The organism is Hymenobacter baengnokdamensis (assembly GCF_008728635.1).
GTDB lineage: Bacteria > Bacteroidota > Bacteroidia > Cytophagales > Hymenobacteraceae > Hymenobacter > Hymenobacter baengnokdamensis.
Genome location: NZ_CP044285.1, coordinates 1,367,362 through 1,380,936, shown reverse-complemented (window position 1 = coordinate 1,380,936; position 13,575 = coordinate 1,367,362). Strand labels below are relative to the sequence as shown.

Annotated in this window: 9 protein-coding genes; 8 read left to right on the top strand and 1 reads right to left on the bottom strand. The window is 61.7% G+C overall.

Translation table 11 applies throughout. From position 1 onward, the window contains the following. Positions 1 to 74: 74 nt before the first annotated feature. The 7 genes from F6X24_RS05845 to F6X24_RS05815 all read left to right on the top strand — a co-directional run bounded on the left by F6X24_RS05845 (position 75) and on the right by F6X24_RS05815 (position 11,643). Entirely contained in the window at positions 75 to 2,693 is a 2,619-nt protein-coding gene (locus F6X24_RS05845; protein WP_151087119.1) for a lamin tail domain-containing protein, read from the top strand. A 378-nt stretch (positions 2,694 to 3,071) separates the two neighbouring features. Continuing rightward, a complete protein-coding gene (locus F6X24_RS05840) occupies positions 3,072 to 6,536 on the top strand; it encodes a T9SS type A sorting domain-containing protein (RefSeq protein WP_151087118.1) in 3,465 nt (1,154 codons plus the stop codon). 83 nt (positions 6,537 to 6,619) lie between these two features. After that, positions 6,620 to 7,255, top strand: coding sequence for a carboxypeptidase-like regulatory domain-containing protein (locus tag F6X24_RS05835; RefSeq protein ID WP_151087117.1), 636 nt, complete (start codon positions 6,620 to 6,622; stop codon positions 7,253 to 7,255). A gap of 3 nt (positions 7,256 to 7,258) precedes the next feature. Beyond that, positions 7,259 to 7,867 (top strand): carboxypeptidase regulatory-like domain-containing protein, encoded by a 609-nt coding sequence (locus F6X24_RS05830; protein WP_151087116.1) that lies wholly within the window; start codon positions 7,259 to 7,261, stop codon positions 7,865 to 7,867. 3 nt (positions 7,868 to 7,870) lie between these two features. Then, on the top strand, positions 7,871 to 8,479 hold the full coding sequence (locus tag F6X24_RS05825; protein WP_151087115.1) for a carboxypeptidase-like regulatory domain-containing protein: 609 nt from the start codon (positions 7,871 to 7,873) through the stop codon (positions 8,477 to 8,479). 265 nt (positions 8,480 to 8,744) lie between these two features. Then, entirely contained in the window at positions 8,745 to 10,337 is a 1,593-nt protein-coding gene (locus tag F6X24_RS05820; RefSeq protein ID WP_151087114.1) for a DUF1800 domain-containing protein, read from the top strand. Between the two features lie 79 nt (positions 10,338 to 10,416). Then, a complete protein-coding gene (locus tag F6X24_RS05815; protein ID WP_151087113.1) occupies positions 10,417 to 11,643 on the top strand; it encodes a DUF1501 domain-containing protein in 1,227 nt (408 codons plus the stop codon). Between the two features lie 84 nt (positions 11,644 to 11,727). Here F6X24_RS05815 and F6X24_RS05810 read toward each other — a convergent pair whose 3' ends face one another. Continuing rightward, complete coding sequence (locus F6X24_RS05810) at positions 11,728 to 12,576, bottom strand: hypothetical protein (protein WP_229725383.1); 849 nt, start codon at positions 12,574 to 12,576, stop codon at positions 11,728 to 11,730. Positions 12,577 to 12,763: 187 nt separating this feature from the next. On the opposite strand from F6X24_RS05810, the gene F6X24_RS05805 reads away from it, so the two are divergent. Then, positions 12,764 to 13,573, top strand: a complete 810-nt coding sequence (locus F6X24_RS05805) for an energy transducer TonB (RefSeq protein WP_151087112.1) — start codon at positions 12,764 to 12,766, stop codon at positions 13,571 to 13,573. Positions 13,574 to 13,575: the final 2 nt, after the last annotated feature.

The following is a 13,575-nucleotide window of genomic DNA, read 5'->3' as shown; positions in this document are numbered from 1 at the left end:
CGCCGGCCGCTAACGGGCAAATGTCGGAATAAATTCGTTACTTAGGCGCTAAAATTCAATTCGACTATTTTTTAATGAAGCAGCTTTACACTCTAGTACTTAGCCTATTTACCTTATTGCCGCAAGCCGGCCAGGCCCAGCTCGCCGAGACGTTTGCCGATGGCAATTTCACCCACAACCCGGCCTGGAGCGGCGACGTGGGCAGCTTTATAGTGACCAGCCAGACCCTGCAAAGCAACGGTCCGGCCGTTACGGGCACCCAGCTCCAGCTCGTGACCCCGTGCCAGGCCAGCATCGGCACTACCTGGGAATTCTGGGCCAATCTGAAGCTGGTCACCTCGTCGGGCAACCTGGCCGATGTGTGGCTGCTGGCCTCGCAGGCCGACCTCCGGAGCCCGGCCACCAAAGGCTACTTCGTGCGGCTGGGCGGCACCGGGGGCAAGGTCAGCCTGTTTCGCAAAGACTCGGCCCGCACGGCCGTGGCGCTTATCGACGGGCAAAGCGGCAGCCTCAGCACTACCAACAACCTGGTGCGGGTGCGCGTAACCCGCTCGGTGCAAGGGCAATGGACGCTGGCCCGCGACCTGAGCGGCGGCCGCAGCTTCGGGGCCGAGCCCAATTCGCCGGCCACCGACAACACCTATCAGCGCAGCGCCGCGGTAGGCGTGTCGCTGCTGTACTCGTCGGCCAATGGCCGGAATTTTTACTTCGACGATTTTTTTGTGACCGATACCACGCCGCCGCTGCTGGTACGGGCCGTCGCCGTGGATGCCCGCACCGTGGACGTGGTTTTTAACGAAGCCGTAGACTCTGCGGCCGCCAGCCAGCCGGCGCACTACCGGCTGGCTACGGGCGCAGTACCGGCCACGGCCCAGGTATCGGCGCTCAACCCGGCCGTAGTGCGGCTGACTTTCATGACAGATTTTTTCAGCACTAACCGGCTGGAAGTGCAGCAGGTAGCCGATTTGTATGGCAACCTCGCGGCGGGGCCGCTGGCGGCGACTTTTGCGGGCGTGCCAGTGGCCCCCAAGCCGGGCGAGCTGCTCATTACCGAGATAATGGCCCGCGAAACGCCGGTGGTGGGCCTGCCCGCGTCGGAGTTTGTGGAGCTTTATAATAATACGCCCGGCAAAGTACTGAGTCTGCGCGGGGTGCGCCTGCTGAAGCCCGGCAGCAGCACGGCCGCCGTGCTGCCCGATACCGCCCGGCTGCTGCCCGGCCAGTACGCCGTGGTGTGCGGCAGCACGCGCACCGCGCAGTTTGCGCCCTATGGCAAGGTGTATGGGCCGACCAACTTCCCCTCGCTCACTAATGCCGGCGACCAGCTGGTGCTGCGCGGCCGCGACGGCACTACCCTGTTTGAAGTAGCCTACGCTGATACCTGGTACCGCGACCAGCGCAAGGCCGCCGGCGGCTGGACCCTCGAAATGCTCGACCCCGCCAACTACTGCGGCGGGGCCGAAAACTGGCAGGCCAGCCAGGATGCCAGCGGCGGCACGCCTGGCCGCCGCAACAGCGTAGCCACCGCCAACCCCGACCGCACGCCGCCCACGCTGCTGCGCGCCGTGGCCCTCACCGCCAGCACCATCCGGGTGTATTTTGGCGAGAAGCTGGACAGTGTCGCGGCCGCCAACCCAGCCCTCTACGCCGTGCAGGGCAGCGCCAGCACGGTACCGGCTGTGCGCCGCGCTGCGCCGCTCGGCCCCGATTTCCGGGCCGTTGACCTGGCCGTGAGCCCCGCCCTGCAACCCAGCCAGCCCCTGACCGTGACCGTAGCCCGCGCCACCGACTGTGCCGGCAATGCCAGCGGGCCGCTCCGCGCTGCCAACGTGGCGCTGCCCGAGGCCGCCCAGCCTGGCGATGTGGTAGTAAATGAGGTGCTGTTCAACCACGCGCCCGGCGGCGTGTATTTCGTGGAGCTGCTCAACCGCTCGCTGTGCTACCTCAACCTGCAAGGCTATCAGCTTACTAACCAGAAGGCTGCCGGCACTGGCACGGCCGTTATCAGCCCAAATAGCCCGTACATACTGGTCCCCGGCCAGCTGGTGGCGCTCACTTCTGCTCCCGATATTCTGCAAGCGCAGTACCCCACGAGCAGCGACGCGGCGGCGCTGCTGGCCGTAAGTGGCTTTCCGGCCCTGGACAATAGCGCCAGCACTATATCGCTGTACGACCAGCGCGGCACCGAGCTCGACCATTATGAGTACGCTAAAAGCCAGCACCTTAGCCTGCTAAGCTCCCAGGTGGGCGTGTCGCTGGAGCGCATTCGGGCCGCCGGGCCGAGCCTGGCTGGCAACTTTCACTCGGCGGCCAGCGCGGCGGGCTCGGCCACGCCCGGCCGCCCCAACTCGCAGGCCCAGGATGCGGTGGGCAACGGCCAGGAGCTGAGCCTGGTGCCCGAGCTGTTTACGCCCGACGACGATGGCCAGCAGGATTTTACTACCCTCAACTACCAGCTCGACCAGCCCGGCTACGTGGGCTCCGTAACGGTGTATAATGCCCTGGGCCAGCTCACGCGCCGGCTGCTGCGCAACGAAAGCCTGCCCACCGCCGGCTTCGTGCAGTGGGATGGCCTGGATGAGCGCGGCCGCAAGGCGGCCATCGGATATTATATAGTATTTATTGAATTATTCAGACCCGGCGGCGAGCGGCGCGAGTATAAGAAAACCGTGGTGGTGGGCGCGCGGCTGTAACGGCCAATGAATAGCACGGATGCCAGCGCAGCTCCCAGGTTGGTCTACGGCTTGCGCGTCATCGCTTTTTTATTCAAATACTGGCATTAATTAACTTATTTGCAAAGCCTGAAAATAAACTGTATATCTTTTTGATTATCAGTATTTTTATGAGCAGAAAAACACCGTAGTAAAGTCTGATTGCGACAACTATTTAGTTGGCAGCAGCACTGGCGTATGGTAGGTTTGGCTCATTGAATTCAGCTGGCTGCCGCCTGCGCTGTTTGCGACCGGGTGAGGCCGGAGTAACGGCGGCAGTTCGGGGCGCTGCTGACCAATTGTCTCTTTTTCCTTTCACCTTTTCTTTTCCCCTTTTCCACGCATGAAAAAAAGATTATTGTGGCTACTCGTACTTATCGGAGCCCTGAGCGGGGGCACTACCCGCAGCTGGGGCCAGGCCAGGCGGCGCTCCCGCAGCAATTGCCGAATGCTGACGTGGGCAACCCGTGGAAGGAGCTTTGGGCTTCGCTGGCGGGCCTCAACCCGGACCGTATTCCGACCGGGGTGCTGCTCAACCGCACGGTTCAGCTTAGTAACCCGCACCGCTACGCCGGGCTAGGCGACACGGTGGCTTCCTATAGCACATTTGAGCAGCAGTACTGGCAGTTTTTTCACTCTGCGCTTGACACTACGCAGTTGACTTCGCTGGCCTCCTTACGCCAACGCGTAGCCCAGCGCACCCAACAAGGGGGCCTACCGCTACTGATGCTGAGCTACAGCTATAATGAGCTGACTGGCACGGCCGCTCGGGATAATCTTATTACCATCGACTCGGTAAACGGCCGGGTGTTCGACGGACCCGACATGAGCCGGAGCCCGTATACCAGCGGGCAGTTCTTTTCCGTCGCGCTGCCTACCCCTACTGCTACCGGTACTTTCAGCCTGTATGTGGGGCCCGAGTTCTGGCTGGGCAATACGGCGGCTCCAAGCTCCGTGCTTCTGGATTTTGGCGATGGGTGGGGCGCCCGGACCGTTGCGATGGGCAGCACGATACAGGTGCAGATTCCGACTGATACTCCGGTTAACACCACTCCGCAGCGGGTGCGGACTAACACCGGCATCTTCCCTGCTGACCCCATAACGCCCATTCAGATTCCGGCTCCCACCCTGGCCAGTGGAAGCCCCTTGCAGGTAACTAACCCGACTACAAGCGCCAGCGCTGCCGGAAGCTTTATATGGGGACCGCCCAATATTCCGAGCCTGCTGCCCGACCTGGCGCTGGGCCTGGTAGCGCAGCGTGCCTGGCCGGGGTATGTTTCCAATCACGGCGTTCACTTCCTGGACAATACTGGCACCCGCGCCACAGCCATTGCCTGGATAAAATACGCAGCCGGCAACACCAGCGGCAAGCTGCGCCGCCCGCTGGTATTTGTGGAAGGTATTGACTTCGACAGCTACCGCAATGGCCATCACTTCGCGGGTAACCAGCCTATTGCGCAGACCGGGCCTATTCCGCTCAGCCAGTTTACTACGTACCCGCTGTCGGCCGGTGGCTTTCGCAACGGGGCAGCCGGCTGGAACGAGGTGACGGACTACAACAAGGACTATCCTTCTCTGGAGAAATTTCCGGACCTGCGCGCGCAGCTACAGGCCTCGCAGGCGCTGCCCGATGGCTCCCAGGCCCCTGGCTATGACATTATCTACCTCGACTTCTCGGACGGAGCCAGCCTGATTCAGGACAATGCCATGGTACTGGTAGAACTATTGCAGTGGATAAACCAATCGACTAACCGCACCCCCGACGCCGAGGAGACGATGGTGATAGGGGCCAGCATGGGTGGCCAGGTGTCGCGCTTTGCCCTGGCCTGGATGGAGCAGCAGGGGCTGTGCCACAACAGCAAGCTCTGGATATCATTCGACTCGCCCCACCGGGGAGCAAATATCTCGCTGGGTATTCAGCACATGTTCGACCGCCTGCAGGGTATCTGGATTGGGAGCAGCAGCGCCGAAGACGTAGTGCAAAATAAGCTGTTGCGGGAAGCTACCGAGCAGATGGTCTTATTCCACTTTAGCCAGGATGCTACTACTTTGCGCCAGCAGTGGCAAAGCTGGCAAACCTCGGCCGGCAGCTATCCCTCACTGCTGCGAAAGGTAGCCATTGCTAACGGTAGTGGCCAGGCTGTGCCGCAAGCCGGCATGTACCCCGGCATCCTGCTGTTAAGTACGTCCCAGGCGGTTAGCACCTTTCTGACCGGACCAAACTTTGCCTACGCCCTGCCGGGCACCAGCAGTCTGGGGCACGACAACGTGGTGTTTCGCTACCACAAGCCCTATACGCTCCACGATAACTACCGCTACACGTACTGCGACCCTACCTGGAGCTACTTCGACCAGGCCCCCGGCTCCTTCCGCAGCACCTCGACCGATGCCGAACAGCAGTCGGACGGCGACCTGGTGTCCGAGTTTCCCTCCCAAACCTTCATGGCTACCATCAGCGCCCTCGATATTCAGGATGCCGGCGGGTTTAACCGACCGAATCTGGCGTACAATGTCCAACAGGAGATTCCCCTTAGCAATCTTCCAAATCGAGCCAAATACGCTTTTGATGCCTATTTTGCAGCAGGAGGTACCAACGAGCCGCACATTCAGCTAACCAACGGCCAGCCCTCGACGCAAGGCAACCCCTCGTACACGACCGACAACAGCACCTGGATTCAGAACGAGCTGCGCGAGTCGGCGCACCGGATGCCCGCCACCCTTACCGGCCCCTACAACTACGGCAGCCCCTACCGGCACCTGCTGCCCTCGGTGCAGGTGAACAGCGGCGGCCGGCTTTACCTCAATAACCCCGCCCTGCCCGCCAGCGGCGGCACTACGGCCACCCAGACAAGCCCTACGGCCGGCCTCTTTGAGGTGTATACCTCCAACTGCGCCACGGTGGTGCAGGTGAACAATGGCGGGCAGGTGCTGGTGGGCAACACCAGCACCTACCCGGCCCGGCTGGGCATGGCGGCCAACAGTCTGCTCGACCTGAGGGCCGGCAGCCGCCTCGACATCGGGCCGGGCTCGATGCTGCGCATCGCGGCCGGGGCTACCCTGGTGCTGCGCGCCGGCACGACCCTGAACCTGAACGGCCTGCTGGTGGTAGATGCCGGCGGCTACGTGTGCATCGAGAACCCGGCCAGCCTCGTAACCGGCCCCACCGGGCAGCTGAGCCTGAGCCCGCAGGCCAACTTTTTTGCCAACCCCGCCCTGAACCTGACCGGCCTGGCCTGCCAGGCCTGCCTGACCCAGGGCTACCTCACCCTCAACGACGGCAGTACCCCAGCGGCTACGTGCGCCCCCACCAGCGCCGTGTTCAGCATCAGCGCCAGCCAGGGCACCCAGGGCCCCTACACCTGGCAGGTGAGCCAGGGCACCATCGACTCGGGCCAGGGCACGAGCCAGATTACCGTCTCGGGCCTGCCCTTCCAGGCCTACACCCTGCAAGTGCAGGTGAGCGCGCCGGCCTCCTGCGCCGGGGCCGCCGACCTCACCCAGCAGCTCAGCCAGAGCTACTACACGCGCAGCCCCGACGGGAGCTTCTGCACCAACGACGGGGCCGACTTTGCCGCCCTCTACCCCAACCCCGCTACCGATGCCGTGGAGGTACACCTGACGGCCGCCACCACGACCAGCGCCGCGACCGCGCCCCTCACGGCCCGCCTCTTCGATGCTTACGGCCAGCCCAGGGCCGAGCAAACCAGCCACGGCGAGGCCGTGCTGCGCCTGAGCACCCGGCAGCTGCCGGCCGGTCTCTACTTCGTGCATCTGGTGCGCAAAGGCACCGTGATAGGCCGCCAGCAGCTCCGCATTGAGCGCTAAACGCAGGCTAGTAGTCAGGCCGGGCAACCCCAGCCTGACTACTACAATATCTTCTTCTCTTATTTCCACTCAGCTTACGCTATATGAAACGTCATTCCTTTTTCTCGTTCGGCTGCGGCCTCTGGCTATTGTGCCTATTGCTCACCGGCTGCCACAGCACCGACCCGACTACCGGCACCACTACGGTAAGCGGGCAGGTGGTGACGTACCAAACCAACAAGCCCGTACCCAACGCCACGGTGCAGGTCTATCACCTCAGTTCGGGCGGCGGCTACGTGCCCGTGGGCACGGGCTTTCCGGCTGATAAGCAAGGGCATTTCGCCTTCGACTTCAACGCCGACAACAAGTTTGGCTATTTGCTTATGGCTTCTGCGCCTCCTGGCTATATCACCGACTGGGGCCGGGCACCCAGCCTCACGGCTGGGCGTGCTAACGGAGACATCACTATCCCAACTTATGCCCCAGCCTGGTTTAAGCTCCAGCTTATGAATACCTCACACTTAAAAAGGTATTCTATTACCATACAAGGCTATTCAGGCTCTGGCGAGTTAATTTATAACCCTAAAGATACTGTCCTAATTCGTCCCACTCAAGCTATTGGAGTTAAGACATCTGTCGCGTGGGGAATCATAGACCAAGCAACCGGCAGTTCATCGCAAGGTTATCAAGAGGTAAAGCCTGGTCCGCTCGACACTGTGGCCGTGCAGATTCCCTTCTAACCGATGCGCTCCCTCCTTCCCCTCTGGCTGCTATGCCTATTGCTGGCCGGCTGCCACAGCACGGACCCGACCATCGGCACCACTACGGTAAGTGGGCAGGTGGTGACCTACCAGACCAACCAGCCCGTACCCAACGCCACGGTGCAGGTCTACCACCTCAGCTCGGGCGGCGGCTATGTACCCGTGGGCACTCCCTTCCCCGCCGATAAGCAGGGCCATTTTGCCTTCGACTTCAACGCCGACAACAAGTTTGGCTACCTGCTCATGGCCTCTGCGCCCCCCGGCTATATCACCGACTGGGGCACCGCCCCCAGTCTCACGGCTGGGCGTAGCAATACGGACGTGTTGCTCCCCGTGCTTGCCCCCGCCTGGGTTAGAATCCAATTGGTCGATGAACCGCCAAAGAGTCAGGTAGTAGTTCATACTCAAGGTTATGAGGGCTCTGGGGATACATTTTATTATCCAAAAGACACAACTGTGGTTCGTCCACTTTTTGCGGGCTCTGATTCTGCGGTATTCTGGTGGATTGATGAACAAGGACAGATAAGGTCTGATAATAAACATTTTCAATCCAAAGCCCTCGACACGGTCACAGTTCGCATTCCCTTCTAACCGATGCGCTCCCTCCTTCCCCTCTGGCTGCTATGCTTACTGCTCGCCGGCTGCCACAGCACGGACCCGACCACCGGCACCACTACGGTAAGTGGGCAGGTCGTGGAGAACCAGACCAACAAGCCTGTGCCCAACGCCACCGTGCAGGTCTATCACCTTAGCTCGGGCGGCGGCTACGTGCCCGTGGGCACTCCCTTCCCCGCCGATAAGCAGGGGCATTTTGCCTTCGACTTCAACGCCGACAGCAAGTTTGGCTACCTGCTCATGGCCTCTGCGCCCCCCGGCTATATCACCGACTGGGGCCGGGCGCCCAGCCTCACGGCTGGGCGTACGAACAACAATATTACTATCCCAACCTACGCCCCCGCCTGGGTCAAGCTCCAGCTTGTCGATGAGCCTCCTAAAAGTAGAATAAGCATTTACTTGTCCGGCTATGAAGGGAATGGTGATAGATTGTATTACCCACGCGATACTACCTTAATCCGGCCGAAACTCGCAAGTTTACCAGGGGAAATAGTTTGGGCGATAACAGAGAATGGTATGGACCGGCAGTCTTCGCAAGTCATCAACCCTGGTCCCCTCGACACGGTCACGGTACGCATTCCCTTCTAACCGATGCGCCCCCTACTTTCCCTCTGGCTGCTGTGCTTACTGCTCGCCGGCTGCCACAGCACGGACCCGACCACCGGCACCACTACGGTAAGCGGGCAGGTCGTGACGTACCAAACGTAGTAGTTCCCAGGTTAGGGAGCGGGGCGAAAAGCCAGCAGCCCGCCCCGCTCCCTAACCTGGGAACTGTTTTATTGCTTTTTGCAGCTAGTACCACGGCGGCTGGCTGCTCCATTAAACCTTGGCCGCTGATTAGCCTCCAACTGCCATGAACGCACAGCAGCTCCAGCATTTGTATTGGCGGGCCGGCTTCGGGCCGCGCCCCCAGGATGTGGCCGCCGGCCTCAGCCCCAGCAAGGCCCTGCGGCAGCTGCTGCACGAGGCCCGCACCTACGAGCCCATTACGAGCGCCGCACTTTCCTACAACGACCCCCAGGGAGCCGTGATGGCCGTGCCGGCGGCTCCGGCTACCTTGGCAGCCGGGCCGGCAGCGGCAGCGCCCGCGCCCGCCAGCTCGGCGCAGCCGGGCACCCTGAGCCCGGCCCGGATGGACGCGCCCCCGGCGGCCGTAGACGCGCTGCGCCCGCGCTCGGCGCTGGCCCTGCGCCGCCAGGGCGTGCCGCAGCTGCGCCGGGCCGACCTCACCCCCGAGCAGCGCAAGCTGCAAAATGAGGCCATCCGGGATGCTTTTATTGGCATGAGCACGGCCTGGATGGATAAGATGGCGACTTCGCCCGGCCAGCTCCGCGAGAAGGTAGCGCTGTTCTGGCACGGGCACTTTGCCTGCCGCACCCGCCGCCCCGACGACAGCCTGGCCCTGCTCAATACCATTCGGGAAAAGGCGCTGGGTAAGTTTCCCGACCTGCTACTGGCCGTGAGCCAGGAGCCGGCCATGCTGCAATTTCTGAACAACCAGCAAAACCGCAAGGAGCATCCCAACGAGAACTTCGCCCGCGAAGTAATGGAGCTCTTTACCCTGGGCCGGGGCAACTACACCGAAAACGACGTAAAAGAGGCGGCCCGCGCCTTTACCGGCTGGAGCTACGACGCGCAAAGCCGCTTCACGTTTCGGGAGCGCCAGCACGACGCCGGCCCCAAAACCCTGCTGGGGCAAACCGGCAATTTCGGGGGCGAAGACGCGCTGCGCATTATTATGCAGCAGCCGGCGGCGGCCACGTTCCTTGTGACGAAGCTGTACCGCTTCTTCGTGAACGACGTGCCCAACCCGGCCCACATCGAGCCGCTGGCCGCCGCTTTCCGCAAAAGCCACTACGACATCGGCGACCTGCTGGAGCGCATGTTCTCGGCCGACTGGTTTTACGAGCCGGCTGCTATGGCCACCATTATTAAGTCGCCGGTGGTGTTGGTGGCGGGCCTGCGCCGCACCCTCAACCTGAAGGTAGACAACGACAGGCAGCTGCTGGGCTACCAGAAAGCACTGGGCCAGACGCTTTTTATGCCGCCCAACGTGGCGGGCTGGCCCGGCGGCCGCGCCTGGATAGACTCGTCGTCGCTGCTGCTGCGCCTGCAGCTGCCGAGCATTCTGTTTAAAAATGCCGAGTTTGCCGTGCGCCTCAAAGACGATGAGAACGACATCACGCCCCAAACCACCGGCAGGGAGCGCACGGTAAAAACCACCGAGACTACCCACCTGCCGCTGGCCCCCATTCAGCAGCTGCTGGGCGGGGCACCACCGGAAAGCCAGCCGCAGCTGCTGGCCGATTTTCTGCTGCAAGCCCCGCTGCGCCCCGAAAACCTGGCCCTGGTGCAGCAGGCCGCCGCCAAAGCCGCCACGCCCGAAGAGCGCCTGCGCAATACGCTGGTGAGCTTGCTGAGTCTGCCCGAGTATCAGCTGGCATAGCAATGTTTTGTCGCGCTGTCAGTGCGTGACTGTGAAGCCTTAAAGGGTCGCTTTTAAAATATTAATAATATAGTATATTATGCAACGCCGCGACTTCCTCCAAGCCTCTGCCCTGGCCAGCACCTTGCTGTTGGTGCCCAAGTTTTTGCACGCCCTCGACCGGCCCGAGAACCAGCTGGCGGCCCGCCTGCGCGATGCGCCGGGCGGCGCGGCGCGGCGACTGATTGTGGTGCAGCTCGGCGGCGGCAATGATGGCCTGAATACCATCGTGCCGTTTCGCAACGACCTGTACTACAAGGCGCGGCCCACGCTGGCGCTCCGCGAAGCCGATGGCCTGCTGCCCGTGAGCGACGAGCTGGCGCTGCACCAGTCGATGAAGGGCCTGAAGGGCTTGTTTGACCAGGGGCAGCTGGCCATCTGCAACGCCGTGGGCTACCCCAACCCCGACCGCTCGCACTTCCGCTCGATGGACATCTGGCAGAGCGGCTCGGGTTCGGAGCAGCTGCTGAGCACCGGCTGGCTGGGCCGCTACCTCGACAGCAACTGCGCCGGCGGCGCGCCCGCCTACCAGGCCCTCGAAATAGACGATACGCTGAGTCTGGCGCTGAAGGGCGCGCAGCGCAACGGCCTGGCGCTTAAGAATCCAGGCAAGTTTCATCAGCTTACCCAAAGCCGCTACCTCAGCCGGCTAAGCCAGGAGAAGGCGGCCGCGCCGGCGGGCTCGGAGCTGGATTACCTGTACAAGACGCTGGCCGAAACCGCCTCGTCGGCCGACTACTTATACGAGAAGTCGAAAATCCACAACAGCACGGCCACCTACCCGAACACCGACTTTGGCCGCAACCTCAAAACCACCGCCGAGCTTATCGGCTCGGGCGTAGAGTCGCGGGTGTACTACCTGGCCTTATCGGGCTTCGACACCCACGTGGGGCAGCACGGCCGCCAGGCCCAGCTGCTGGGCGAGCTGTCTGATGGCCTCGCGGCCCTGGCCGCCGACCTGCAGAAAAGCAGCGAGTGGAACAATACCCTGGTGATGGTTTTCAGCGAATTTGGCCGGCGCGTGAGCCAGAATGCCAGCAACGGCACCGACCACGGCACCGCCAACAACGTGTTTCTGCTGAGCGGCGCGCTGCGCAAGCCCGGCCTGCTCAACCAACCCGCCAGCCTCCAGGACCTCGACCAGGGCGACCTGCGCTACCAGCTCGACTTCCGCAGCCTCTACGCCAGCATTCTCACCGATTGGCTCGGCGCCGACGACAAGCTCGTGCTGGGCCCCGGCATTGAGAAGCTGGCCGGGCTGGTTTAAAAGAGTTGTGAGTTATGAGTTAAAAGTTATGAATCAGGGGATAAGCTGGTCTTACCAACTCATAACTTTTAACTCATAACTCTTTTAAATCGGCACGTTAAACCCGAAGCCGTAAATCAGCTGGCCCGAGCCGAAATGGTGCGTAACGCGGCCCAGCCGGTCGGCCCCGATGTAGCTGTTGGTGTAGTTAGCAAACGCGCCCTGAAAGTCGGTATTCAGGAAAAAATAGCGGTAGAGCTCCAGGCGCAGGCCGCCGCTGGCCCCTACTACCCAACCTTCGTAGTGAAAAGGCCCCTCGGCGTGGCTGGTAAATATAGAGGAAATGGTATATGATATCATGGGGCCGCCGCCCACCTTGCCCACGGCGCTCAGGGTTACGTGGCGGCCGGCCGTGAGTTCGTGGCGCTTTACCAGGTTCACCATCAGGTAGTTGTTGCCATTGGTATGCTGCAAGTGCACAAAATTGGGCGTCACAAGCGTGTCGCGGTCGAACTTAAAGCCCCGGATTTCACCCGACACGCGCATCACCTGGTTGTCATCGACCACGTACTTGAGGTGGTTCCAGCTCACCTCGATTCCCAGGTCGTGCTTGTCGTGAAACATGTAGCCCACCGTGAGGTCGTACTGCGGCACGGTCAGGTTGTTGAGCTTCCAGAAGTCGCTCATACTGGGATGGTCGTGCGCTACGGCGTTGTGAAAGGTAAAGTCATAGTCATCCGACTTATCATTCTTAAAGCGAATATCCGATTTGGTATACCAGTCGCGGTTGTAGCTCCAGTTGAGGTATAGGCCGCCGTGGTCGCCGGGCAGCGCCGGCACGCCGGCCAGCGTAGCAGCAGGGCTAACAGGCGTAGTTGAAGCACCCTGGGCCTGGGCAACCGCTGCGTTGCTTAAGCCCAGCAATAAGGCTAGTGACAGTAAATAAGTAGTCATTAGAAATCAATCAGTAAACCGGAATTTATAGTTAAGGCCATACGAAGTTACTGTCGAGGCAGCGTATAGCCGAGGCTATGCCGGTAGACTGCGCCGCACAACCCGGTTTATTCGGGCCGGCATATGCTTAGCGCTGGGGCTGCATGAACTTGCCTAAGCTATATTGGGCCACGACTATTCACCAGCTATGCGGCATTTTTTTATTCAGCGGCTGTGCCGCCAGACGGTGGCCTGTTTCTCAGTCCTCTTTTGGGGGCTGGCAGCCTTTACCACACGTGCGCAAACGGCACCGGCCATGGCCCTGCTTGGCAACGACCCCACCGCTACGGCCTACACCGGCCCTCGCTTTCCGGGTGGACCCGACTCGTTGCAGGCTCTGCTCACGCGGGTGCAGCGCCAGGCCGGCCCGGCGCTGACTGGCGAGGTTTTTCTTCGCCTGGAGCTGGACGACCAGGGGCGGACTCAGAAATCTTATTTTTTGATGCCGCCCGCCGGCTCACCGGCTTTCGCCCTCACTTCTATGCCGGCAGTGCAGGTACTGGCCAGCCAGCTGGAGCAGCTGCTGCCCGCCTGGCAGCTCGGTACCGGTGCACCCGGCCAGAATAAATCAGCTCCCACTACCGTAGCGCTGCCTTTAACCTTTGGACCGGCTTTGGTGCCTCCGGCGCTCAATTACAGCGAAGAGAGCCCTACATTTCCGGCCCAGAAATTTCAGGGGCGGCCGGTATCCAGCCTTAGCTATTACGTGCAAACCCAGGTACGCTACCCCGTCGACGACCTGCGGCACGGCCGCCAGGGGGTAGTGTTCGCCTATTTTGAGGTGAGCGAGACCGGCGCACTGGAGCGGCGCCGCATCGTGGGCAGTGTCAGCCCCACCCTGGATGCGGAAATCCTACGCGTGCTCAACTCCCTACCCAATGCCCTGACCCCACCCCGCCAACAAGGCCGCCCGGTACGGGTAGGCTACGTGCTGCCTTTTACTTTCAGGATTCAATAGGC